Source organism: Bryobacter aggregatus MPL3 (assembly GCF_000702445.1).
In the GTDB taxonomy this organism is placed as follows: Bacteria; Acidobacteriota; Terriglobia; order Bryobacterales; family Bryobacteraceae; genus Bryobacter; species Bryobacter aggregatus.
Genome location: NZ_JNIF01000003.1, coordinates 3,536,084 through 3,559,618 on the forward strand (window position 1 = coordinate 3,536,084; position 23,535 = coordinate 3,559,618).

The window sequence follows — 23,535 nt, forward strand, 5'->3', positions numbered from 1 at the left end:
CTAGAAATATCCTTCGCGCTTCTTCAATTCCATCGACCCGTCCTGGTCGTGGTCGATGACGCGGTTCTCGCGCTCACTGCGGCGGAAGCTGAACAACTCTTCGATGATCTTCGAGACGGTGTCGGCGTCGCTTTCGATGGCGCCGGAGCAGGGTGTGCACCCGAGGCTCCTCATGCGGCAAACCCGGATTTCCGATTTCTCGCCAGGCAGAGCCTTCACGTTGTCCTTGACCGGGATCAGCGTATTGCCACGAACATAGACTTCGCGCGGCGCGGCAAAGTAGAGCGGGACGAGCGGAATGTTCTCGCGCTCGATGTACTTCCAGACATCGAATTCCGTCCAGTTCGACAGCGGAAAGACGCGCATGCTCTCGCCAGGATCGACCTTCGAGTTGTAGAGGTTCCAGAGTTCGGGGCGCTGGTCCTTCGGGTCCCATTGTCCAAACTGATTGCGGAAGGAGAAGACGCGCTCCTTGGCGCGTGAGCGTTCTTCATCGCGCCGGGCTCCCCCGATGGCGGCGTCGGCATTCAGCTTCTGCAAGCCTTCGACCAGGGCGCGGGTGCGCAACAGGCCGCAGCACTTGGCGGTGCCGAGCGAATAGGGATTGGTGCCCGCGGCGACGGCTTCTTCGTTGATGTGGACGATCAGATTGGCGTCGATCTCTTTGACAAACCAGTCGCGGAACTCAATCAGCTCCGGGTACTCGTAGGTCGTGTCGATGTGCACGAGCGGGAAGGGAATCTTGCCAGGGTAAAACGCCTTGCGCGCCAGATGGACCAGCACGCTCGAATCCTTTCCCACTGAATAGAGGATGACGGGATGGGCATAACTGGCGGCCACTTCGCGGAGGATGTGAATCGACTCCGCTTCAAGGTGGTCCAGATGGGATTGTGTGCGCGTTTGGGGCGCGGAGGTATCGGCAGGAACAGCGGCGAGCATAATCTCTAATTCTCTATAGAGTATACGACGATGCAAGGCCGGAAAGGGATGCAACATCTATTTTCCCTTATTCTGCGTAACGCAATATGAACTCTGGTTCTCAATGAAAGCAAGACTATGACAAACAAAATCCTCACCTTCACTAGTGTTATGCTGCTCAGCTTCACACTCACTGCAGCCAAGAACCCAATGGTGGGTGGTCAGATGATGTATCCGACCAAGAACATTATCGAGAATGCCTCAAAGTCTGCAGACCACACGACTCTTGTTGCGGCTATCAAGGCAGCCGGATTGGTGGACACACTGCAGGGGGCAGGGCCATTCACCGTTTTTGCTCCTACCAATGCGGCCTTCGACAAACTGCCCGCCGGAACTGTCGAAAGTCTGCTCAAGCCCGAGAATAAAGGGACTCTCACCTCGATTCTTACCTATCACGTGGTTGCTGGAAAAATGAATTCTGCTGAGATCGCCAGGGCCATTCGCAAGGGCCATGGCAAGGCGAGCCTGAAGACCCTTTCAGGTGGCACGCTCACCGCAACGATGTCTGGCGACAAGCTGATGCTGACCGATGAAAAGGGTGGCAGGGCCATGGTGACCATCGCCAACGTCATGCAATCGAACGGCGTCATTCATGTGATCGACGCGGTGCTGTTGCCGAAATAGTCTTCTCCTAGTTGGATTCGCCTCTCTCTCCAGCCGGAACTCCGGCTGGAATTTTTACGCGTCAATAATTGACTAGTTAAGTATTATCGTGCAGAATCAACGTATGGGCTCCTCCCGCATCCTGGCCGAAATCAAGCAAAGCAAGCCTTTTGCTTCTTTGGACCAGGAAGTTGGAGTTGCCTTTATGAAAACGGCCGATCATCTGCGCCGTCTTCATTCGCCTATCTTTGAAGCTCGTGGGATTACGGAGCAGCAATACAATGTGTTGCGGATTCTGCGGGGCGCAGGCAGCGAGGGACTTCCCACGCTCAGCGTTGGGGAGCGGCTGATTGAACAAACTCCCGGCATCACGCGCCTGGTCGACCGTCTGGAGGCAAAGCAACTCGTGCGGCGGGAACGTCCTGCAACAGACCGCCGACAGGTTTCCTGCTTGATTACCAAGGCCGGGCTGGAGCTGTTGGAGCAACTGGACCCCGAGGTTCTGGAGTGCTCGGAGCGATCCTTCCGTTATGTGACGAAGGCGGAACTCCAGGCGCTTCTCAAAATTCTTGAAAAAATCCGCGACGCAGAGTGATTTTTTTGATCTAAAACTTGACCAGTCAATTATCTGGAAAACGAATAAAGGACACAAATACAATGGCAAACATTGCTGCACTGAATCAGAAGTTGGATGACATGGTACTCGCCGGCAAGGCGCTGGAGGCATTTGACGAGCTCTATGCTGAGGATGTCGTGATGCAGGAGAATTCCGATGCCCCGTTTGTCGGCAAGGCGTTCAACCGGAACCGGGAGATCGAGTTCTTCAGTTCGATTGCAGAACTGCACTCTGCCGCTGTGCTGTCGAGCGCAACCTCAGGAGATGTTTCTTTCTCCGAGTGGCAGATGGATATTACATTTAAGAACGGGCATCGCATGACGCTGAGCCAAGTGGCTGTCCGCCGCTGGAGCAACGGGCTGATTGTGAATGAACGCTTCTACTACAACAAGGGCTAATCCATGATCCGCAACCTTCTTTTCGTATTCGGTTCTGCCCTCAGTCTGGCAGCGCAAAGCTATCAGATTGACACTGCCCATTCCGGGGCGAGCTTTACGGTGAAACACATGATGGTCACCAATGTCACCGGCCGCTTCTCAAATATCAAAGGCAGCATCGTATACGATGACAAGGATCTGGCGAAGTCCCATATCGAGGCGAGTATCGATGTCGATACGGTCAACACCAATCAGGCCAAGCGGGATGCGCATCTCAAAAGCGCGGATTTCTTCGATGTGGCCAAGTACCCCACGATGAGATTCCAGTCGACGAAGGTGTACCGGACGGGCAATGTCTTCTTCGTGGATGGCGATCTCACCTTGCATGGGGTCACCAAAGCGGTCACCTTAACCCTCAGTGAGTTGAGCCCGGAAGTGAAAAGCCCTCAAGGGGGCTTTGTCCGCGGGGGGCGGGCGACGACGAAGATCAGCCGTTCTGCCTTTGGGTTGAAGTGGAACAAAACGATTGACACCGGTGGTGTGGTGGTGGGTGACGAGATTCAAGTGACTCTCGACATCGAAGCCACCCGTCCAGGGGCTTAAGGCTGTGGGGCGATCTTGGTCAACCAGAAATCGTCACCCTGTACATTGACGTCCGCATGAATCTTCAGGCCGGGTTTGAGCTTCTCAAACTCGGCTTTTTCTTTGACCGGAAACCCCATCGTCATTGCTTCCATGAAGCCGGGAATTTCCGAATGCTTCACTGTCAGCACCTGCGTTGCCGCATCCATGCCGACGATCTCCCCGCTGAGGGAGTAAACCTTGACCGGCAATTTGCTGACTGCGTCAGCTCTTGGAGTTGAGGTGCAAGCGCTGAGCGACAGGACCAGCGCGATCAACAAGGTTTTCATATCCATTAGTATCGAGCACCTGCGTTCGATTGCGGTCCCGCCACATGGTAAACAATGCAGCGGAGACCACCAGCAGATTGGCGATGATGACCGGCGTTGCGCCGATCACCACCCCATAGCTCAACCACAAGCAAGCCGCGACGGCCTGGATGCCACGGATGGCGAAGGGATTGCGCACAAAGTAGGAGCTTGTAAAGGCTACCGTCGCCATCCATCCAATCCAATCCGGCTTCACTGTGTGACCTGCAATTCCGCTGTTTCCCTTGCGTCCATAGGTTCGATGGTAAGCCAATCGGTTTTTACCTTGTCCCACTCTTGTACCGTGAAGCCGTGCGCTTCGAACAAGGCGCGGATGCGGCTGGACTGCCAACCGAGAATCTCTTCGAGAATCGGCACCAGCACGCTCAAGGAATCGTCACTCAACACGGTTCGCTTGGCGATCTGCGAGATGTGTTTGGCCTCGGACACCGCAATGGTCAAACCGTCGTAGCGGTTGACGTGCAACATCACGTGGATGTCGCTCGAGCCATCGCCCATGTAGACAACCTGGTCTCTGCCTAGCTTCATGCTGCTCTGCAGCTCATCAAGAACCGTCACCTTGCCGTAGCCGGCGCAAACACGCTCGATGCCGCAGACCTCGCCCGCCTCGTTGTAGTTGAGGCGCGTGCCATAGATATTTTCCGGAGGAACAATGCCTTCGAGCGCGCTCTGGATCACTTCTTCCGGTGCCGCACTGATCACGTAGAAGCCAAAGCGATAGCCATCGAGACTGTTCAAGAGCTGGGAAACGAGGCGGATGTTCGCCTTCAGCCGGATCTTTTTCCCCACTGCAATCAAGTGGTGCGAGCGTACCTGGCGGTATTCGGGGTCGTGCAACAGCAGATACGACAACTCGCCGCCCTGCTGGATAAAATTTTTGCGGGAGATCTCTGCGATCTTCGCCTGGAAGCCGTCGATGCCCAGCATTTCACTCAGGATCACGCCGGAGTCATTGAAGCTCAACGTGTGATCGAAATCGCTGGCCAACAGATACTGCTTCTGGATGCGTCTTTCTTCTGCCATAAGAACCTCACCTTTAGTTTAGAAATGGATTGTGTCAATCGGAGTACAACTGGGTAAAAGAAAATTCAGGCTGGGAACTTATCTGATATGATAACAAGATTTTTATTTTTTCAAGAGACCGCGCTCTGCGGCGGCTGTCAGGCTGCACTAGAATAAGGTCATGCAGGCCACTCCCGCTCGCAACCGGCCCGGCCTCTTTGGCGCCGACTAGCTGTCTGCCACCTCACCTGTCCAAGCCCTACCCACAACAGCCATAACCAATCCGAGGAGATTCCCATGAGCAACCCCACGCTCGTCCGTCCGGATTTGCCGCATCTGGTCACTCCCTTACCTGGCCCGAAATCGGCGCAACTCATTGCTCGCGACAACGCAGTTTTGTCTCCCAGCTATACGCGCAGCTACCCGCTTACCGTGGCGCACGCGCAGGGAGCCATGATTGAAGATCTGGACGGCAATCGCTTTCTCGATTGCAACGCCGGCATCGCCGTCTGTGCGACCGGCCATTGCCATCCGAAAGTGATCGCAGCGATCCAGGCGCAGGCCACGAAATTTCTGCACTACTCCGGCACCGATTTCTATTACGAGAACATGGTGACGCTCGCCGAGAAGCTGCAGAGCCTTGCTCCCGGCGCTGGTCCACGGCGTGTCTACTTTGGCAACTCGGGCGCGGAAGCCATTGAGGCCTCGCTCAAGATTGCGCGCTATCACACGGGGCGCGAACGGTTCATTGCGTTCTTCGGGGCGTTTCACGGGAGGACCATGGGCGCTCTCTCGTTGACCGGTTCGAAGAGCATTCAGAAGCGCGGCTTTGGATCGCTGCTCTTTGGCGTCACGCATATTCCCTATGCAAATTGCTATCGCTGCAGCTATGGGAAGCAAGTGGAGACCTGTGCCGTTGAATGTGTGAAGGTGATCGAAGACCAGCTGATCCGGCATATCCTGCCTGCGGATGACATCGCCGGCATCGTAGTTGAGCCGGTGCAGGGTGAAGGGGGCTACGTGGTGCCGCCGCAGAAGTTTGTCGATGAGTTACAGGCGGTGGCGAGCCGTCATGGCATCCCCATCATTTGGGATGAAGTGCAGTCGGGGATGGGGCGTACCGGCAAGATGTTTGCGACCGAGCATTTCAAGGTGGACCCGCAGATTCTTGCGATCGCCAAGGGCATCGCCAGCGGATTGCCGCTCAGCGCTGTGGTGACGCGCCCGGAATGGATGACCTGGAAGCCCGGCGCACATGCTTCCACCTTTGGCGGGAATCCAGTGGCCATTGCCAGCTCACTTGTGACGATCGAACTGCTGGAGACGGAGTTGCTGCGCAATGCCGAGCAGGTGGGCGGCTATATGCTCGACCGGATGCGCGAGTGGCCCCATCGATTCCGCCATGTCGGGCGCGTGCAAGGGCTGGGGCTGATGATTGGTTTTGAATTGGTGAAGGATCAGCAGGGCAGGGAACGCTTTCCGGAATTGCGCGACCGCCTGGAGCAAATGGCCTTCCAACGAGGCTTGCTCATCCTCGGTTGCGGACCGAATTCGATTCGCCTCTGCCCGCCGCTTGTCTTTTCGCGGGACCAGGCCACGTTCTGCCTCGATACACTGGAGGCTTGTCTCCAGCAAAGCCAAGAGTCCTCGATGTAGGCTGCGGCATCCGCAAGTATCCCGGCGCCGTCGGGCTCGATAACAACGCGCATACGGCGGCCGATGTGATTGCCGATCTCGACCACCATCCCTATCCGTTTCGTGATTCCAGCTTCGACGAAGTGCGTGCGATCCATGTGATTGAACATGTGGACAATGTGATCCAGTCGATGGAGGAGTTTCACCGGATTCTGCGCAATGGCGGCAAGCTGGTGCTCGAGACGCCGCACTATACCGACTTTTCGAGTTTCTGCGACCCGACGCATCGCTGGCACCTCAACAGCTTCAGCTTCCGTTACTTTGGGCCGGATGATGCGGGCTTTGGCTACTACACGCGGGCGAAATTCCGGGAGAAAAAAATCTACGTCAAGCTACTAGCGCTGTGGAAGTATACGGGCTTTGAATTTCTCGTCAATCTCTCTCCGCGCCTGCGCCGCTATTGGGAGTACTATCTCTGCTACATTGTGCGCGGTAAGGTGATGCAGTTTGAGTTTGAAGTGATCAAGGGATGATGCTCAGTAAACCACTCTGGCTGTTTTTCGATCGTCTCCGGCAGTGGCAGGACCGCCGTTGCCTGGAGCCAAAGCAGGCCATTGGCCGCTACGGAGAAGATCTTGCGCATCGGGAACTCCAGCGGCGCGGCTATCGCGTGATCGATCGCAACTGGCGCAGCAAGGCCGGGTGGGAGGAAGTGGATCTCATCGCCTGGCAGCGCGGCACCCCCGACCGGCTGATCTTTGTTGAGGTGAAGACCCGCAGCTCCGATACATTCGGCTCCCCAGAGCGCAACATCGACCGGGTGAAAGAGATTGCGCTCCGTCGTGCCGCCCGTGAGTATTGCCGGAAAGCATTGTTGCCAGAAGAGATTGTCCGCTTTGACCAGCTATCGATTGTGCTTGAACCGGAGCTTCGCATTGCGCATCATCCGGACGCCTTTACCTGGTAGCGAAGCCGAGGCTTCCAAAATAATCCCGCGATCCCCGCTCGCTCCGTTCCACAATAAAAAACAAATGGCATGGAAACCCAATTCGCGCGACGCCGTTTGGGTGCTCCTTTTTCTCGCTCTCCATTTTTCTTCGCCGATTGTCAACACAGCAGAAGTCCAGATGCTCGCTGCGTTTGCGATCTTCGAGATGATCGAGCCGCGCATCGGCATCTTTCGGGATTCTCCAGGTGGCCGATTTCTCGGTGTTGCGATCCGGCTTGTGCTCGCATATCTTTTGATGGGCGTGACCGGCGGCATTGCTTCCAGTTACTACCTCATCCTGCTGCTTCCTGTGGTGACGGCGGCCACCTTCTTTGGAGCACTCGGCACTGTTGCTGCAACAACGATGGCCGGACTGTCCTATCTCTCCTTTCTGCTTTATATCGACTTTGAGAATCTGACGATCCCGCTCGACCAGCAGCAGGAAATCAGCTTCCGGATTCTCTTTCTCTTTCTGGCTGCTTATCTCACCTACCAACTGGCGCGTGCCAATCGGGAACAAGCGGAAAGTTACCAGTCGCTGGCCCGGGAACTTGCGGCGGCCAATAAAAATCTCCAGGCCGCGCAATCAGAAGTTCTTCGCAGTGAACGGCTGGCCGCGCTGGGACAACTGACGGCAGGCCTTGCCCATGAGTTGCGCAATCCGCTCGGCACGATTAAGGCGTCGGCTGAAATGCTGGCGAAGAAACTCCCCGCGCAGGATGCTCTTGGCCGGGAGCTTTCGGGTTATATTTCGACGGAAGTTGATCGTACGAATGAACTGGTCAAGCGCTTTCTCGATTTTGCGAAGCCTTTCCGTTTGCATGTGGAGCTTACGGAACTCAGCGAGGTGATTGACCGTGCGGTGCACCAGGTGCGCACCCGAGCCGAATCGCACCGTTGCCGCGTGATTCGAAACGATTCTCCCGATGTCCATGCGCTCCCCATTGATGCGCAGTGGATTGAGCAACTGGTCGCCAACCTGTTGGCGAATGCGATTGATGCAAGCCCGCCCGATTCTGTAGTGACCGTGCTCACGCGTCCTGCGATGGGCGGGGCGGAGGTGGCGGTGATTGATCGCGGTGCCGGGATTGGGGCTGAGAACCTCGGCAGCATCTTCAATCCCTTCTTCACCACGAAACCTGAAGGAACCGGACTCGGCCTCGCCATCGTCTCCAAAATTGTGGACGAGCATCGCGGCCGGATTTTCGTCGAGAGTGAAATCGGCGCGGGCACCACCATTCGCGTATGGTTGCCGGATCGCCAGGAAGTACAAGATTAAAATTAAAGATGCGAATTCTCGTCATCGAAGATGAAGAAAAGCTGCGGCGTGTGATCGAACTCCAACTGAGCGGAGAGGATCACGATGTCGTGACCGCAGGCACGGCGGAAGAGGGTATGCGCAAGCTGGAAGGCGTGGACCTGATTCTGACCGATCTGAAGCTGCCCGGAATGGATGGCCTCAGTTTGCTCGAGAAACTGACCCGCGAAGATGCCTCCGTGCCGGTGGTGGTGATGACGGCATTCGGGAATGTGGAGACGGCCGTCGAGGCGATGAAGCGGGGCGCGGTGGACTTTCTCCAAAAGCCCTTCTCGCTCGATCACTTGTCCACCGTGGTGGGCAAGGCACTCGAAGTGCGGCGTCTGCGCAGCGAGAACCAGCGGCTCAAAGAAGAGCTGGATGAACGGTATACCTTTGGAAACCTGATTGGCCGGAGCCCCGGCATGCGGGAGGTCTTCAATCTGATCGAGCGTGTCGCACCCAGCCGCGCGACCGTGCTCCTTTGCGGCGAGAGTGGTGTGGGCAAGGACATGGTGGCGCGCGCGATCCATTTCAATTCCCCACGCCGCAACCAGCCGCTGGTCAAGATCAATTGCGGCGCCCTGCCGGAAAACCTGATGGAGAGCGAGCTCTTTGGCTACGAGAAGGGCGCCTTCACTGGGGCGACGATTGCGAAGCCCGGCAAGTTTGAACAAGCGGACACGGGCACGGTGTTTCTGGACGAAATCGGGGATGTCCCGATGGCAGTCCAGGTGAAGCTACTCCGTGTTTTGCAGGAGCGCGAACTGGAACGGCTGGGGTCGAATCGAACGAAGCAGATTGATGTGCGTGTCATTGCAGCGACGAATGTCGATCTCCGTGCGGCTCTCGAAGGGGGCCGTTTTCGCGAAGACCTGTACTATCGCCTCAACGTCATGCCGATCAATATTCCCCCGTTGCGCGACCGGAAAGAAGATATTCCGGCTCTGGCGCTGCATTTTCTCGCCAAGTATGGCGACGGCACGCAGCGAATTACTCCCTCCGGACTCGAACGCCTACTGTCCTATGAGTGGCCGGGCAATGTTCGCGAATTGGAGAATGTGATGGAGCGGAGTCTGCTGCTCGCCTCCCATGAGCAACTGGATGCTGGCGATATCCGCATCGACATGGGGCCGAAGGCTCGCGCTCCGCATGTCGAGCCGGGCTTTCTCCCTACTGGCATGACCCTTGACGAGTACGAACAAAGCCTTCTCAAAGAAGCGCTCAAACGCGCCAATGGGAATAAAAGCCAGGCCGCGCGGATTCTCGGGATCACCCGGAATGCGCTCCGCTATCGCCTGAGCCAGATTGGGATTGAAGATAAGGACGGGGAATAGGAATGCGGGGAGACACTGTTCGTCACCTCTTTGTGTATGGCACTTTGCGCAGCAATAGCGGGAATCCGAAAGCGCAGTGGCTGCGGAAGGTGGCCAAGCATCGCGGACAAGCAAATCTGGCGGGACGGCTTGTCGATCTCGGTGAGTATCCAGGCTTGCTGCCGGCTACGAGCCCGCTCCAGCGGGTGCGCGGGGAGCTTTGGGAGCTTCCGGACGACCCTGCGGTACTCGAAGAACTAGATCGTTATGAAGGATGTCATCCCGACGATCCAGAGCCGCACGAGTATTGCCGCATCGTTTGTACGGCTACCGATGAAGATGGCGTGCGCGTGTGGTGCTGGACCTATCTGTTCCAGTGGCCGGCTGAGCACCGCAGGATAATCCCTAATGGCGATTGGATTTGTAGAGATTGAAAGACTGCGCCATAATGGGGCATGAGCAATCGGGTCTTTCTGCCCTTATTTTTCCTGGTGGCGAGTGTTGCGTTTCCCCAGGCTGCTGCAATTGATGGACAAATCGAAGGCATTGTTCGCGACCCCGCTGGGGCTGCCGTTACCAACGCCGACGTGAAAGCGCACAATCTGCGCACGGGCTTGGAGCGGGAAGTCAAAACAAACGGCGATGGCTATTTCCGTTTCTCCGTGCTGCCTCGTGGGGAATACGAGGTGATCGCTTCTTCGAGCGGATTTAACACGGTGAAGCAGACCGGAATTATTCTGAACGCCGGCACTACGGCAACCATCAACATCGATCTGGGACTGGCCAGTGCGGCAACCGAGATCGTTGTTTCGTCCTCCGGGCCGGTCACCGAACCGGGGCGTACGGACATCGGGAGCACGCTGAGCAATCTGCAGGTACAGAACCTGCCGCTAGTGAGCCGGAACCCCTACAACTTTATCTTTTACCAGCCGAATGTGACGGGACGCCCTAATACTGAGTTTGGCGTTCCGCGTAAGATCAATGCAAATGGCTTTACGGGCAGGATCAACTACCAGCTCGATGGAGCAAACAATGTGCAGAGCGACCGTGCCGGCATCCGGTTGATTCCGATTTCCAACACCTTTGTGGAGGAAGTGCAGTCGGTTTCGAATGCCTTCGCTCCGGAATTCGGCAACACGGTGGGTACGGTGTTCAATACGATTACCCGCAGCGGCACCAACGACTTTCATGGAGAGGGCGCCTATATTTTCCGCCGGACAGATTTCAATGCGACGCCGGCTCTCCAGCGCGAGGGGACGCCCAAGCCGCTCATTAACGTCGATTCGTTCTACGGCAATGGGGGCGGGCGCATTATTAAGGACAAGCTCTTCTTTTATGGAGCTTATGAAAAGGTGAAGCGCGACCTTCCTTCGGTGGTCACGGTGAGCCCGACGATTCTGGCTCAGGTGGGCCTTCCTGCGAGCTTTGCCGACCCGATTCCGTTCAAGCAGAATGTCCAGTTCTTCATGGCGAAGGTGGACTATCAGATCAATGACAGTAACCGCTTGGTCGTTCGCTTCAACGGCCATCGGAATACATCGCCCTACAACAGCGGTGGCGGCATCACGGTGGTGAGCCGCACCTACAACTTTGTGGACCGCAGCAATGTCGGCTATGTGCAGTTGATCTCTACGCTGTCCCCGAATATCGTCAACGAAGCTCGTTTCCAAACTCCCTGGCGCAGCCAACAGCAGCAGGCCTTTGAAGCCACGGGAACGGGTCCCTCGATCAACATCACCGGGCTGGTGCAGTTTGGCCGCTCGGAGGGAACGGGTTTTGATTACACCGAGATGACGCCCGAATACAATGACAACCTGAGTATCAACTCCGGCAAGCACAGCTATAAATTCGGCTTCTCCGGCCGCCACATCCGGGACCAGCAGGTGCAGGCCACCTTTGCACGCTACACCTTTGCCAACATCCAAAGCTATCTGGACACCAAGAATGGGATCACCCCCACCGGCTATCAGAATTTCCAGCAGACGATCGGTGAGCCGAGCATCAAGTACAACTCGTTCTTCTACGGATTCTACGCGCAGGACAGCTACAAGCCGCGCCCCAACATTACGCTGACCTATGGCCTGCGCTATGACACCTATTCGATTCCGAGTGCGAACGGACAGTCCCCGTTTGCACCCTCGCAAAAGTTCCGTATCGATCGCAACAACTTTGCGCCCCGTGTTGGTTTGGCCTGGGCCTTGGGCAAAGATCAGAAGACAGTTTTCCGCGCCAGTGCTGGAATCTTTTTCGATCCTCCGCAGACGGACGTGTACCGTCGCGCGCTCCTCAACAACGGTTCGCCTATTTTCTTTAACGTGACGAGCCCGGCTGTGACGCCAAGCTTTCCGAGCATCCTCACCAGCATTCCGACAGGCTTCAATCTGCCGATCCAATCCATCGATACGATCTCACCGGACTTTGCGAGCCTCTACTCTTCAAACTTCAATTTGAGTCTTACCCGACAGATCACCGCCAAGACTGCGATCACGGCCACCTACCTGTTTACTCGTGGCAATCGTTTGCCGATTTACCGGAACATCAATCTCCTCCCAAGCGGGAACACCCTTGCGGATGGCCGCCCGATCTGGATCTCGACTGCGGGTGTGCGCATCGATCCTCGCTTCAACAACATCATGAGTGTGGAAAGCGTTGGCCAGTCGACCTATTCCGGTGGAACCCTGACGCTGAATCGCCGCTTTGGCGCTGGCTTTGAAGCCTTTGCCAGCTATACTTGGTCCCACGCCATCGACGATGCGCCGGAGCAGAACAATATCGATTCGGGCGCCTTCCTGCTGAGCGATCTCTCGAATCGCCGCCGTGACAAAGGGAACTCTCTGACCGATCGCCGCCACAGCCTGCAGGCGAGCGGCGTTTATCAGCCAGTCTTCGATACCGATAGCAAGTTTCTCCAGTACCTGTTGAAGAACAATCGCCTGGGCTATACGATTACGGCTATTTCAGGTGACATCTTCAACATCGGCTCAAACCTGATTCTGAACAACGACCAGTCAACGGGTGGCGCCTTCCAGCGGCCCCTTTTCATTGGCCGGAATACCTATCGTGGTCCGGCCACCTATCAGCTTGATATCCGTTACTCGCGGATCTTCCCGATCAAGGAGCGTTACAAGGCGGAGTTCTTCGCCGAGTCGACAAACCTGTTCAATCACACGAACGTGACGGGCGTGAATACGACAGCCACTGTGAATGTGGCTGGTGTCATCACCGCTCCCCCGACCTATGCTTGGACTTCTGCGATCGACCAGCGTCTCATTCAGCTTGGTTTTAAGTTCAACTTCTAAATCGCAGCAGCCTCACTCCGAGTGCCCCTTTCCTGATCCGGGAGAGGGGCATTTTCATTTGCTCTTGTAGAGCGGTCTGCCGCGCTCATTATAATCAGAGCTATCTCAAGGTGCCTTCGTGAACTACAAAGTGACTCTGCTTGCTGCTGCTGTTGGATCTGGACTCTTCCTTCTTGCAGGCCAGGAACCTGCGCCGCCTGCTGCCTTCACTTCGGCTCAGGCAGAGGCAGGACGCGCTGCCTACGAAAAGACTTGCGGTCAATGCCATACTCCGACCTTGCTGGGGCGCAAGGGCGAGGCGGGAGAAGTGCCTCTCCGCAGTTCCTTATCCCCCGCCTATCAAAAGTTCATCGGACCTCGTGGCTTTGTTTCTCCACTCGCAGGCAAAGTCTTCCTCGATCACTGGGGTGCGAGTACTGCGGCCCAACTGATCGCGCGCTTTCAAGAGGCCGTCCATGTTTTCCCGCCTGATGACAAGGATCCCGAGACCGCCGTGAATCTCACGGCATACGTGCTGCAAGTGAACGGAGCAAAGGCAGGGAAGCAGCCACTGACGAGGAACACGAACGCCGTCGTGAGTGCACTCACCCGCTAATGGGTGGGGCTTCCGGCGATCTGTGTGTTCGTCTCTGATACTCTACCTCCCGATGACTCGTCTTGCCCTCCTCCTTGCCGGAGCCTTTTTCCTCCCCGCGCAAACGCATCCGATCGAACAACTCATTGCAGCGGCTCGCGAGAACTCTCCTGAACTCGGATCGCTCCTGGCGCGTGGGCTCCCTGGAATGAAAGGTCGCGATGGCGCTGTGGTTTGGGGACAGGATTTTCTGTTTGCCGTCGAATCTCCCGAGGCTGCCATGGTCTCTATCAACAACCAGCCTCCAACTCCCATGCGGCGTGCCGGAACTTCAAATTTCTGGTACAAGCTCGCGACTCTTCGTCTCGGCGCCACTCATAGCTACACGTACACTGCCAATGGCCGTAGCCTTGGCGCCTATGAAGTGGCTGGTTACAACCCTGATTCCTATCCCATCCCAGGGACGCCCCAGGGGAAGCTCTCGGCGATGCACACGCATACGAGCCGCATCTATCCGGGAATGACCGCCAACTATTGGATCTATGCCAACGCTGGTGTCGATCCGGACAAGCCCTCTCCGGTGACGGTCTGGCAGGATGGCGAAACGATCGCTGGTGATGTGGATTTGTTGCGTCTCCGGCTGCAGCTTGTTTCGGACAACTTAGTTCATAAAAAGCTCATCCCGCCCATGGTCCACATCCTCATCGCACCAGGGACTGTGGGGAGCAAAGCTCTGCGCAGTACCCAATACGATACGGTGTCCAATGTCTACGGCAAGTACTTGCTGGAGGAGATTCTTCCTGAAGTTGAAAAGACTTACAAGCTCCGTGCCGACGCCTATTCGCGTGCTATTGCGGGTGCTTCGTCCGGTGCGATCTGCGCCTTCAACGCCGCCTGGTATTTCCCGGAGCAGTTCAGTCGCGTGCTGTCCCACATTGGCAGTTATAGCGGCATCCAGTGGCATCCGGAGAAAAACGAAGACGGTGGCTATATCGTTTCGCACAAGGTGCGTCGTGAGCCTCGGAAGAACCTCCGGGTCTGGATGTCGGACGGCTCGAACGATATTGAAAACCAGTCTGGCAGTTGGCCGCTGAATAACATCGAACTGGCGAACGGTCTCAAACTGAAGGGCTACGATTTCCACTTCCGCTTTGGCACCAGCATCCATGCGATTGCGCAAGGCGCTTTGGATCTCCCCGAATCGCTGGCCTGGCTCTGGCGCGACTATCAGGCGTCCAACACGCAGCAGCGCTATGAGATGGAGGAGTCCGAGCGCGTCAAGCCGCTGTTCCGGGTGAGCATTACCAATCGTGAGGCCTGGTAGCTAGGCGATACTGAAGAACATCCATGCGGCTCCTTACCCTGCTCAGCCTTGCTGTTATCTCAATCACCGCCTCCGATCTGGAGTACTCTGCTTCCGGCGAACTCAAGTTCCCGGCGCGCTATCGCGAATGGGTGTTTCTCGGCTCCGGACTCGGCATGACCTATGGCCCGGTGGCGGAGTTCAATGTTGGACGTCCTCCGATGTTCGATAACGTCTATGTCAATCCGGAGTCTTACCGCGCCTTTCTCGAGTCTGGGAAATGGCCGGCGAAGACTCAGTTCGTGCTCGAGATTCGAAACTCGGAGCGGAGCGGTTCCATTAACAGGGGTGGCAACTTTCAAACGGATCTGGTGGGCATCGAGATGAATGTCAAAGATCCCTCATCTCCGAACGGCGAATGGACCTTCTACAACTTTCCAATCCAGGATGGGAAGCCCTCCGCGGTGGCGAAAGCCATCCCTCGCAGCGCTGATTGCTACCAATGCCACACGGAGCACACCGCGGTGGAAAACACCTTTGTGCAGTTCTATCCCACGCTCTATGAAGTGGCTCAGCACCAAGGTACCGTGAAGCCGGGCTTTGCTCCGCTGCCCCTGAATCTGACCCAACTCGAGGCGCTGGTCAGAACGGCTCCGTGGCCGCAGATTGAAGCCGCGCTCGACAAGCTGGCCAGCCAGACTCCACAGGCCAATTCGATCTCGCTGGCGACATTGAGCGTGCTCGGGTCGCGGCTGACGCAAGCAGGGAAGACGGCGACCGGTGTGAATCTTCTGGAATGGTCCTCCCGGCAGTACCCCGGTTCGGCGCTCGTGCAGAATGATCTGGCAGACGCCTATCGGATTGCCGGTAAGCTTGCCGCCGCGAAAACGGCCACTTCGCGCAGCTTGCAGTTGGCGGAATCGGACCCGATGTTGAATGCTGTTTTGCGAAAGGCTGTCACCGATGCCGCCGCGAACCGGCTCAAATTGCTCAACTAGGCCGATGGTAGACTCGTAGATTGTTGCAACGAAAGTGTCAACTTGCTCGTCGAGTGGACTACAGGGGCGTCGTTGCGCCAGGGAGCTGTATTTTGATCAATCGAATCGCACTATATTTCTTACTCACCGCTGCACTTGTGGCGCAAACCATCACGACCGTTGCTGGCGGTGGACCCGGTAACAATGTTCCGGCTCTCAATGTAGCCTTCAATCTGGTTCAAGGTGTTGCCACCGATACGGCTGGCAATGTCTTCTTCACCGCACAGAGCCGCGTGTTTAAGATGGAGCCGTCGGGCAATCTCATCCGCATTGCGGGTTCTGGCGTTGCCGGTTTTAGTGGGGATGGCGGCCCTGCGGTAGACGCGCAATTGCGCACTCCCTACGGCATCGCCGTCGACGCTGCAGGCAATGTTTATGTTGCCGACTACGGCAATGACCGCATCCGCATCATCAGTCCGGCCGGTGTCATCAATACTTTTGCGGGCAATGGGGGACACTTCTACGCGGGAGATGGCGGCCAGGCGAAAGACGCTCAGATGCGCACGCCGCGCGGCGTCACTGTCGACAAAGATGGGAACGTGTACATCGCTGAAACCGGTAGTCACGTGATTCGCAAAGTCACAACCGATGGCGTGATTCAGACGGTGGTTGGATATGGCTGGGCTGGTTTCTCCGGTGACGGTGGCGATCCGCTTGAGGCACAGATCAACAGTCCTCACGGAGTGGCCGTAGATAAGGACGGAACGATCTATATTGCGGACTACGGAAATGTGCGCATTCGGAAAGTCGCAGGCAATGTCATCACCACGATCTCCGGGGCTGGCTCCGGCTTTGCGGGGGATGGCGAGGTGGCCGCGAACGGCCGCTTTGCAGGGCCCACCAGCATTGCAATCGATTCGAGCAGCAACCTCTATGTCGTCGATGCCTACAACCAGCGGGTGCGTAAGATCGCAACCGGCTCCGGCGGCAAGATCAGCACGGTGGCAGGCAACGGAACGGCAGACTTCAAGGGCGATGGCTCCTCTGCGACCTCTGCCTCTCTCAATTTCCCCAACGCGGCTGTGGTGGACGCAGGGGGCAATCTCTACATTGCGGACCTCTACAATGGCCGCGTCCGCAAGGTGGTCTCCAGTGGCACCATTTCGACGGTAGCCGGCAATGGTGCGATCAGCTATGGCGGCGATGGCGCACTGGCGACAAGCGCTCAGCTGAATAGTCCCTGGAGTACGGCAACCGATGCTGCAGGCAACCTTTATATTTCGGACTATGGCAACCATCGCATCCGCCGTGTGGATACGGGGCAGGCGATCTCCAGTCTGGCTGGAAATGGAACTCCGGGTTTTGGTGGCGATGGCTCTGCTTCCACCGGCGCACAGTTGGTGAATCCCAGCGCGACGGTCTTTGATGCGAATGGCAATCTCTACATTGCCGATTCCGGCAATCACCGCATCCGGCGCATCACTCCGGGGGGCACGATCTCCTCGATTGCAGGCACCGGTACGGCTGGCAACGGCGGTGATGGCGGCGCGGCAAGCAGCGCTCAGCTCAGCAGCCCGGTGGGTTTGGCCATTGATGCGAGCGGCAACATCTACATCGCGGATTCGGGCAATAATGCAGTCCGCCGCATTCGTCCGGACGGCACGATTTCGACACTTCCAGCCGGTTCCCTGAATTCTCCCGAGGATGTCGCGGTGGATGCCGCAGGCAACCTGTACATCGCAGACCTCTACAATCACCGCATCCAGAAGCTGGCGGCCGATGGCACGGTTTCCACCTTTGCGGGGATGAGTGGCAAGGCTGGTTTTAGTGGCGATGGCGGTAAGGCGAATGCCGCGAAACTCCGCTTTCCCTTCGGCGTTGCGGTGGATGCGGCAGGCAATGTCTACATCGCAGACTCCAGTAACCATCGCGTGCGCAAGGTTGCAACAGATGGCAAGATTTCGACCATTGCCGGAAACGGCATTCCGAGCTATGGCGGCGACGGAGGTGACCCCTTCACGGCGAATCTCTACTACCCACGTGGTCTCTCCTTCGACGCGGCAGGCAATCTCTACATCTCGGACACGGGAAATCAGCGGGTTCGCAAGATCATTCCTCCTTCCCAGTAAGGATCCATCTCTGCAAATGAAAAGAGCCGCTCAGCCTAGGCTGGAGCGGCTCTTTTCATGGAGCGCGTTTAGCGGTACGATTCGCAAACGGCGCGTGATACTCCGGACATCACTACCGCCTTCTCCTTCAGCGTGGCCCGGGAATCGGCCACAAACACGACCACCGAGATCTGCCGGCCATCGGGCGCGGTCATCACACCGACGTCGTTGGTGGCGACGGTCAGCCCCTTCCAACTGCTGCTCGAGCCGGTCTTATGGCCCAACTTCCAACCCGGCGCCAAGCCAGCCTTCAGACGGTCGGGGAAGGTCACCGTCTCTTCCATCACGCGCATGAGAAAGGCGGTCGAAGACTTGGAAACAAGTTTGCCGAGCGCCAAATCCTGCAGCAATTGCGTCATCCCCAGCGGGGTCGCCGTATCGCGCGGATCTTTCTGGTACTTCGTATAGGCCGCAGCCTGACGGTCTTCCGGCACGGCTTTGAATGCCTGGTCGAGCACTGCCGCATCGACAAACTCCGGACGCCAGTCGATGCCGCCAATCTGAGTCTGCAAGTGCCGCTCGTCTCTATCCAGCCGGACTTGTGCAATTTTCTTGCGGTTGAGGAAGGCCTGCACCTTCTCGATGCCGCCCAGCTTGGCGATCAGAATATCGACGGCGGCGCTGTCGCTATCGACAATCGCCCGGCGGACCAGATCACCCACCGTTGTTTGGTAACCCGACTCGCCCACCAGCTTCGAGATCGGCTGCACAAACAAGCTCAGATCCTGTTTTCGCACCAGGACCGGATCTTCCAGCTTCCAGCCGCGATGGTCCACAGCATCCAATACCGCGATTCCGACCACCAGTTTCATGACGCTTTGGAGCGAGAATCTTTCGGCGCCCCGAACGCAGGTGGTGGTATCGGCATCACGAACGCAGATGCCCACCCGGCCATCGATACTCTTCCCCAATCCATCCAGTTTTGTCTGTAGCGTGGCGACATCCAGTTGGCCCGCCAGACAACTTGCCGCAAAGGCAAAGTGAAGCGAAAATCTCATAAACAGAGTTTAGAGGGCGACGATCTTCGGGTCCTGATATTTCTTCAACGCATTGCGGGTGTCGACAATCAGCTTGGATTTCTCAATGACTGCGGCATAATCCACCTGTGAGTGATCGGTGACAATCACCACGCAATCGGCTGCTTCGCAGGAGGGCAGCATGTCCTGGCTCTCGAGGCGATGGTCCTCAATGCGCAGGTTCGAGATGAACGGATCGCTATAAGATACTTTCGCCCCGCGCTGCATCAGCAGGTGCATGATATCCAAGCCCGGCGACTCCCGTACATCGTCGATGTCCTTCTTATAGGCCATCCCCAGAATGTGAACCTTTGAGTTCTTGACCGGCTTGGCGTGATCGTTCAGCGCATTCTGGATCTTGTCCACTACAAAGTGCGGCATTTGCCCATTGATGTAGCCTGCCAGCTCAATGAAGCGTGCTTCGATGCCGCTCTGCTTCGACTTCCAGCTCAAGTAGAACGGATCGATCGGAATGCAATGGCCGCCGAGGCCAGGCCCGGGATAAAAGGGCATGAAGCCAAATGGCTTCGTTGCTGCCGCATCGATCACTTCCCAGACGTTGATTCCCATGCGCCCGCACATGATCGCCAACTCATTCACCATTCCAATGTTGATCATGCGGAAGGTGTTCTCAAGTAACTTCACCATCTCTGCGACCTGCGTGCCACTGACCGGCACCACCTTGTCCAGAGCCTGCCCATAGAACGCTGCGCCCACTTCTGTACAATTCGCGGTGTGGCCGCCTACCACCTTGGGGATGTTCCGGGTTTGAAACTGCTTGTTGCCGGGATCCACGCGTTCCGGGGAGAAGCAGAGGAAGAAGTCTTCGCCCACCTTCAGGCCATGCTGCTGGAGCTTGGGCAAGACCAGTTCTTCTGTCGTTCCTGGATAGGTGGTGGATTCGAGGATCACCAGCTTGCCTTTGCCAAAGTTCTGCGCGATCGATTCCACGGCAGAATTGACGAAGGTCATGTCCGGGTCCTTCGCCTTCGAAAGAGGAGTGGGCACGCAAATATTGATGGTGTCGAGATCGCGAATCGCAGAAAAGTCGGTGGTTGCATCCAGCTTTCCAGACTCGACCAGCGGCTTCAGCACCGAGCTTGGGATGTCCTGGATGTAGGATTCGCCCGCGTTCAATTTCGCTGTTTTTCGTTCATCAATGTCGAGGCCCGTGACATGGAATCCGGCGTGAGCGAACTCGACAGCCAACGGCAACCCGACATAGCCCAGACCCACCACACCTACACGCGCGGTCTTCGCGTTCAGTTTTTCAAGAAGTAGATTTTTCATTGTTCCCGGAATACAAATTGGCCCGTCGCAGTCAGTTCCGCGGGCCCCGTTAAATAGATCGTGTCTTCCCACAAAAGGTGTAGGATCCCCGCGGGGGTATGTACCGATACCGGACTTTGCGCAAGGCCCCGCAATACGCTTGCCACCATGGCGCCGGTTGATCCAGTCCCCGAGGAGTTGGTCACCCCGACGCCCCGCTCAAAGAAGCGTACGTCGATATTGTGCTGGTCGATCACCTTCACAAAGCTGACGTTGGTTCGCTGCGGGAAGCGGGGGTGTGTTTCAATTTCGGCACCCATCGATTGCCAGTCGAAATTGAAATCGTGGACAAACAGGACACATTGCGGATTGCCCACCCAGACGATGGAGCAGTCGCGCTTGCCCGTTTTTAAGTCGATCGAGGACTCCAGTTCGTCTTCAACCACCTGTGGCAGGCCCATCGCCATGCGGAACAGGAAGCGCTCCCCGTCACGCTTGAGCAAGGTGACGGTCTTCGGTCCGGAGCCGGTCAGGATTTTGACTTCGGGCCCTTTAGCCTTGCCATTCGCTAACGCCCAGGCTGCAGCACAACGAGTGCCATTGCCAGACATTTCCGTTTCTCCGCCATCGGCATTGAACAAACGAACCCGAATGTCGCAGCCTTCTTCCCCTGGCGAGACCAGATACCAGCCATCGGCGCCGATACCTGTATTCCGGTGGCAAATGGAGAGTGCCAGCAGATTCAAGCTTTCCACCAGTGGGAGGTCGTCTACCCAGCTAAAGAGGAAATCGTTTTGAGCGCCATGCGCTTTCGTAAAGGGGATATTCATCGCGAAACACGCCGCCAGACTTCAATGACAGGCGAGTACTTCAAGGATATTACTTTCACGAGTGCATACCCATCCATCCGTTGCATGGCGAGAGAAACCTCGTCTCCCCGCAGGTCGATGACCCAGGCCGTATCGAGGAAGAGATCGGGGCGGACGGTCAGCCTTTCGTAGCGAATCTTGTCGCCCTGGTGGATGCTTTCGGCAATTGGCAGTCCGGCTTCAGGCAAGGTGGCGGTCAGATCTCCGAAGGGCATCCAGATGCCCGTGCCGCGCTGGTATTGGGTGCGCAGCAGTGTGGCCACCTGGCTGGTCCAGGCGCGTCTTTGTTCGGAATTGACCCGCCCTTCGTCTGCCACCACCACGGGCCGCACTGTGAACCAGGCTAAGGCCAGTACCGGCAGGACAAACTTCAATCGTGGCCAGCGGGCGGCCAATCCTGCTACCAGCAGCGCGCAAAGAGGCAGACCCGCCAGTGCGTAGCGGCTGTTGTAGTGGCTGAATGGATAGATCTCCGGCACATAGATGGGACTATCGCCGCCGTGCAAGTTGACGACATAGTAGAGCGGTGCGAGCGCGCAATAGAACAAGGGCCAGGCTGCCCGTGTCCACAAGGCTCCTGCCAGACTCATTAAGAGCAGTGGCCAGCCCAGCACCATCTTGCTGGCGACGGTGAACTGCCAGATGGCGGGCCACCATTCATGTGCTCCGGGGTAGGGCAAGCCATTTTGAATCTGCTTCGCTGAGCCCAGGCCGCGATAAAACTCAAGTGGGTCTGAGTAGAAAATCCAGTTGTGAGCGAGCCAATAGCCCGGTCCCAATCCAGCAACAAGCGAATAGACGAGTGCGACACGTGGCCCTCCACGCAGCAACAGATAGAGGGAGACGAAGGGTAAGAGGAACCAGCCTTCGTAGCGTGTCATGGTGGCGGCAATGCCGCAGAGTCCTGCGATTGCCGCATCGAGAGAACTCGAACGTTCGACGGCGCGGACGCTAAAGAGCAGCATGCCAATCGAGCCGGCCAGGAAGTAGGGCTCGGTCATCGGGCAGCCTGCCAGATACAAGAGATTCGGCTGTAGTGCAAAGACTCCGGTTCCGGCGATGGCTCCAGCATTGCCGAAGAGCCTTTGCAGCAAGGCAAAGAGGAGGGTTCCGGCCAGCACCCAGGCGATCGCCGATGGAATCGCGCCAGCTAAGCCGCTTTGCCACCAGGAATCAACCATTGCGAAGGGCATCATCACGACATGCGGGAGGGGAAGCCAGACCGTGCCGATCTGTTGGTAGCCGGGATTGCCCCCATCAAACAAACGCCGCGCAATGTTCAAATGCGCGGCGGCGTCTCCATAGAAAAGTGCGCTGCCCTGGTGCTGGACCCAGGCAACACTCAACGCGCCCAGCAAGGCCAGTACAGCCGCGCAGACAAGGTTAGAACGCAGTGAACTTCTGGAACTCTTCAAAACGACCATCGATTTCCTTGCGCGTCAGCGTCCGGAATCGTTCGACGCCAAATTGTTCGCAGCAGAAGCTACCCATCACACTGCCGTAGATGACGGCGCGGTGCAATTCATGAGGGTCGATGTCGCCTTGCAGATCAAATCCGCGTTCTGCCAGATAACCGGTAAAGCCGCCGGCAAAGCAATCGCCTGCACCGGTGGGATCAAAAACGCTATCCAGCAAATAGCCCGGAGCGACAAACAAGCTGTTCGGACGGAACAGCATTGCGCCGTACTCGCCTCGCTTGATCACCAGGTTCTTGGGGCCCATCGCCATGATCTTCGCTGCTGCCTTGCGCAGATTCGATTCGCCGGAAAGCAGTCTTGCTTCCGAGTCGTTGATGAGCAGGAAGTTCCAATCCGCGATGGTGGCGAGCAACTCGTCCCGGAAGTCATTGATCCAGAAGTTCATCGTGTCGCCGCCGCAGAAGCGCAGCTTGGACATCTGTTCGAAGACTTGCTTCTGGAGCGCGGGCTGGATGTTGCCGAGGAAGAGATAGGGTTGGGTTTTGTAGCTCTCGGGCAGCTTGGGCTGGAAGGTCGCAAAGACGTTGAGGTCGGTTCGCAGTGTTTCGCGATCGTTCATGTCCGCCGAGTAGACGCCCTGCCAAAAGAAGGTTTTCCCTTCTGCTACCTCGAGGCCGCTGAGATCGATTCCGCGTTCTGCCAGCAGGTCCCGATCCTCCTGCGCAAAGTCTTCGCCAACGACGGCGACGATCTTGGAATGCGTGAAATAGCTCGCCGAAAGGGCAATATAGGTGCAAGCGCCGCCGAGCATTCGGTCGATCTTGCCATGAGGAGTTTCGACTCCGTCATATGCGACGGAGCCCACAACGACTAAGGACAT

24 protein-coding genes are annotated in these 23,535 nt (G+C 57.0%); 15 read left to right on the plus strand and 9 right to left on the minus strand.

Features of this window, described 5'->3' with window-relative positions; all coding sequences use genetic code 11:
* Positions 1-939 carry a sulfate adenylyltransferase subunit CysD gene (gene cysD, locus M017_RS0116355; RefSeq protein ID WP_051670265.1) on the minus strand — a complete coding sequence of 313 codons (939 nt, stop codon included), beginning with the start codon at positions 937-939 and terminating at the stop codon, positions 1-3.
* A 150-nt stretch (positions 940-1,089) separates the two neighbouring features.
* On the opposite strand from cysD, the gene M017_RS0116360 reads away from it, so the two are divergent.
* The 4 genes from M017_RS0116360 (at position 1,090) to M017_RS0116375 (ending at position 3,177) form a co-directional block, all read left to right on the plus strand.
* Positions 1,090-1,602, plus strand: a complete 513-nt coding sequence (locus M017_RS0116360; protein ID WP_420313862.1) for a fasciclin domain-containing protein — start codon at positions 1,090-1,092, stop codon at positions 1,600-1,602.
* Between the two features lie 88 nt (positions 1,603-1,690).
* Entirely contained in the window at positions 1,691-2,176 is a 486-nt protein-coding gene (locus M017_RS0116365) for a MarR family winged helix-turn-helix transcriptional regulator (RefSeq protein ID WP_155121447.1), read from the plus strand.
* Positions 2,177-2,238: 62 nt separating this feature from the next.
* Positions 2,239-2,595: a nuclear transport factor 2 family protein gene (locus M017_RS0116370; protein ID WP_031499210.1), complete on the plus strand. Its 357-nt coding sequence runs from the start codon at positions 2,239-2,241 to the stop codon at positions 2,593-2,595.
* A gap of 3 nt (positions 2,596-2,598) precedes the next feature.
* Positions 2,599-3,177, plus strand: coding sequence for a YceI family protein (locus M017_RS0116375; protein ID WP_031499211.1), 579 nt, complete (start codon positions 2,599-2,601; stop codon positions 3,175-3,177).
* Here the strand turns inward: M017_RS0116375 and M017_RS0116380 are convergent.
* The 3 genes from M017_RS0116380 to M017_RS0116390 are packed head-to-tail and all read right to left on the minus strand — an operon-like array spanning position 3,174 to position 4,547.
* Positions 3,174-3,485 carry a copper-binding protein gene (locus tag M017_RS0116380; protein ID WP_162179954.1) on the minus strand — a complete coding sequence of 104 codons (312 nt, stop codon included), beginning with the start codon at positions 3,483-3,485 and terminating at the stop codon, positions 3,174-3,176. The genes M017_RS0116375 and M017_RS0116380 overlap by 4 nt on opposite strands.
* On the minus strand, positions 3,421-3,720 hold the full coding sequence (locus M017_RS0116385) for a YgjV family protein (RefSeq protein WP_031499213.1): 300 nt from the start codon (positions 3,718-3,720) through the stop codon (positions 3,421-3,423). The genes M017_RS0116380 and M017_RS0116385 overlap by 65 nt, the downstream gene beginning before the upstream one ends.
* Complete coding sequence (locus M017_RS0116390) at positions 3,717-4,547, minus strand: HAD-IB family phosphatase (protein WP_031499214.1); 831 nt, start codon at positions 4,545-4,547, stop codon at positions 3,717-3,719. Before M017_RS0116390 ends, M017_RS0116385 begins: the two co-directional genes overlap by 4 nt.
* Before the next feature lie 276 nt (positions 4,548-4,823).
* Between M017_RS0116390 and M017_RS0116395 the strand changes: the two genes are divergently transcribed.
* From M017_RS0116395 to M017_RS26790, 11 genes are all read left to right on the plus strand, one after another.
* A complete protein-coding gene (locus M017_RS0116395) occupies positions 4,824-6,182 on the plus strand; it encodes an acetyl ornithine aminotransferase family protein (RefSeq protein ID WP_035957839.1) in 1,359 nt (452 codons plus the stop codon).
* Entirely contained in the window at positions 6,149-6,694 is a 546-nt protein-coding gene (locus M017_RS0116400; RefSeq protein WP_035957840.1) for a class I SAM-dependent methyltransferase, read from the plus strand. The genes M017_RS0116395 and M017_RS0116400 overlap by 34 nt, the downstream gene beginning before the upstream one ends.
* Positions 6,691-7,128, plus strand: coding sequence for a YraN family protein (locus tag M017_RS0116405; RefSeq protein ID WP_051670267.1), 438 nt, complete (start codon positions 6,691-6,693; stop codon positions 7,126-7,128). The genes M017_RS0116400 and M017_RS0116405 overlap by 4 nt, the downstream gene beginning before the upstream one ends.
* Before the next feature lie 64 nt (positions 7,129-7,192).
* Positions 7,193-8,428 (plus strand): sensor histidine kinase, encoded by a 1,236-nt coding sequence (locus M017_RS27835; RefSeq protein WP_031499218.1) that lies wholly within the window; start codon positions 7,193-7,195, stop codon positions 8,426-8,428.
* Positions 8,429-8,436: 8 nt separating this feature from the next.
* On the plus strand, positions 8,437-9,783 hold the full coding sequence (locus M017_RS0116415; RefSeq protein WP_031499219.1) for a sigma-54-dependent transcriptional regulator: 1,347 nt from the start codon (positions 8,437-8,439) through the stop codon (positions 9,781-9,783).
* Positions 9,784-9,785: 2 nt separating this feature from the next.
* Entirely contained in the window at positions 9,786-10,196 is a 411-nt protein-coding gene (locus M017_RS26785; RefSeq protein WP_035957841.1) for a gamma-glutamylcyclotransferase family protein, read from the plus strand.
* Between the two features lie 21 nt (positions 10,197-10,217).
* A complete protein-coding gene (locus tag M017_RS0116425; RefSeq protein ID WP_031499221.1) occupies positions 10,218-13,061 on the plus strand; it encodes a TonB-dependent receptor in 2,844 nt (947 codons plus the stop codon).
* Between the two features lie 118 nt (positions 13,062-13,179).
* On the plus strand, positions 13,180-13,656 hold the full coding sequence (locus M017_RS0116430; protein WP_031499222.1) for a c-type cytochrome: 477 nt from the start codon (positions 13,180-13,182) through the stop codon (positions 13,654-13,656).
* 52 nt (positions 13,657-13,708) lie between these two features.
* The gene (locus M017_RS0116435) at positions 13,709-14,959 is read left to right on the plus strand and encodes an alpha/beta hydrolase (RefSeq protein WP_031499223.1); all 1,251 of its coding nucleotides are present in this window, start codon (positions 13,709-13,711) and stop codon (positions 14,957-14,959) included.
* 23 nt (positions 14,960-14,982) lie between these two features.
* The gene (locus tag M017_RS28805; RefSeq protein ID WP_080507861.1) at positions 14,983-15,936 is read left to right on the plus strand and encodes a cytochrome P460 family protein; all 954 of its coding nucleotides are present in this window, start codon (positions 14,983-14,985) and stop codon (positions 15,934-15,936) included.
* Positions 15,937-16,028: 92 nt separating this feature from the next.
* Complete coding sequence (locus M017_RS26790) at positions 16,029-18,044, plus strand: NHL repeat-containing protein (protein WP_162179955.1); 2,016 nt, start codon at positions 16,029-16,031, stop codon at positions 18,042-18,044.
* A gap of 68 nt (positions 18,045-18,112) precedes the next feature.
* Here the strand turns inward: M017_RS26790 and bla are convergent, their stop codons facing one another.
* From bla to M017_RS0116470, 5 genes are read right to left on the minus strand one after another with little or no spacing between them, the layout of a single operon-like run.
* Complete coding sequence (gene bla / locus M017_RS0116450; RefSeq protein WP_035957842.1) at positions 18,113-19,081, minus strand: class A beta-lactamase; 969 nt, start codon at positions 19,079-19,081, stop codon at positions 18,113-18,115.
* 9 nt (positions 19,082-19,090) lie between these two features.
* A complete protein-coding gene (locus tag M017_RS0116455) occupies positions 19,091-20,389 on the minus strand; it encodes a nucleotide sugar dehydrogenase (RefSeq protein WP_031499227.1) in 1,299 nt (432 codons plus the stop codon).
* Positions 20,386-21,198, minus strand: a complete 813-nt coding sequence (gene dapF, locus M017_RS0116460; RefSeq protein ID WP_031499228.1) for a diaminopimelate epimerase — start codon at positions 21,196-21,198, stop codon at positions 20,386-20,388. Before dapF ends, M017_RS0116455 begins: the two co-directional genes overlap by 4 nt.
* Entirely contained in the window at positions 21,195-22,652 is a 1,458-nt protein-coding gene (locus tag M017_RS0116465) for an ArnT family glycosyltransferase (protein ID WP_238325925.1), read from the minus strand. Before M017_RS0116465 ends, dapF begins: the two co-directional genes overlap by 4 nt.
* Entirely contained in the window at positions 22,621-23,535 is a 915-nt protein-coding gene (locus tag M017_RS0116470; protein WP_031499230.1) for a PfkB family carbohydrate kinase, read from the minus strand. Before M017_RS0116470 ends, M017_RS0116465 begins: the two co-directional genes overlap by 32 nt.

Excerpts from the sequence above, each read along its gene's own strand:
- M017_RS0116370 (WP_031499210.1), top strand. The coding sequence starts at position 2,239 with ATGGCAAACATTGCTGCACTGAATCAGAAGTTGGATGACATGGTACTC.
- M017_RS0116380 (WP_162179954.1), bottom strand. The coding sequence starts at position 3,485 with ATGAAAACCTTGTTGATCGCGCTGGTCCTGTCGCTCAGCGCTTGCACC.
- M017_RS0116415 (WP_031499219.1), top strand. The coding sequence starts at position 8,437 with ATGCGAATTCTCGTCATCGAAGATGAAGAAAAGCTGCGGCGTGTGATC.
- M017_RS0116425 (WP_031499221.1), top strand. The coding sequence starts at position 10,218 with ATGAGCAATCGGGTCTTTCTGCCCTTATTTTTCCTGGTGGCGAGTGTT.
- bla (WP_035957842.1), bottom strand. The coding sequence starts at position 19,081 with ATGAGATTTTCGCTTCACTTTGCCTTTGCGGCAAGTTGTCTGGCGGGC.
- M017_RS28805 (WP_080507861.1), top strand. The coding sequence starts at position 14,983 with ATGCGGCTCCTTACCCTGCTCAGCCTTGCTGTTATCTCAATCACCGCC.
- M017_RS0116470 (WP_031499230.1), bottom strand. The coding sequence starts at position 23,535 with ATGTCCTTAGTCGTTGTGGGCTCCGTCGCATATGACGGAGTCGAAACT.
- M017_RS26785 (WP_035957841.1), top strand. The coding sequence starts at position 9,786 with ATGCGGGGAGACACTGTTCGTCACCTCTTTGTGTATGGCACTTTGCGC.
- M017_RS27835 (WP_031499218.1), top strand. The coding sequence starts at position 7,193 with ATGGCATGGAAACCCAATTCGCGCGACGCCGTTTGGGTGCTCCTTTTT.
- M017_RS0116390 (WP_031499214.1), bottom strand. The coding sequence starts at position 4,547 with ATGGCAGAAGAAAGACGCATCCAGAAGCAGTATCTGTTGGCCAGCGAT.
- dapF (WP_031499228.1), bottom strand. The coding sequence starts at position 21,198 with ATGAATATCCCCTTTACGAAAGCGCATGGCGCTCAAAACGATTTCCTC.
- M017_RS0116435 (WP_031499223.1), top strand. The coding sequence starts at position 13,709 with ATGACTCGTCTTGCCCTCCTCCTTGCCGGAGCCTTTTTCCTCCCCGCG.
- M017_RS0116395 (WP_035957839.1), top strand. The coding sequence starts at position 4,824 with ATGAGCAACCCCACGCTCGTCCGTCCGGATTTGCCGCATCTGGTCACT.
- M017_RS0116360 (WP_420313862.1), top strand. The coding sequence starts at position 1,090 with ATGCTGCTCAGCTTCACACTCACTGCAGCCAAGAACCCAATGGTGGGT.
- M017_RS0116455 (WP_031499227.1), bottom strand. The coding sequence starts at position 20,389 with ATGAAAAATCTACTTCTTGAAAAACTGAACGCGAAGACCGCGCGTGTA.
- cysD (WP_051670265.1), bottom strand. The coding sequence starts at position 939 with ATGCTCGCCGCTGTTCCTGCCGATACCTCCGCGCCCCAAACGCGCACA.
- M017_RS0116375 (WP_031499211.1), top strand. The coding sequence starts at position 2,599 with ATGATCCGCAACCTTCTTTTCGTATTCGGTTCTGCCCTCAGTCTGGCA.
- M017_RS0116405 (WP_051670267.1), top strand. The coding sequence starts at position 6,691 with ATGATGCTCAGTAAACCACTCTGGCTGTTTTTCGATCGTCTCCGGCAG.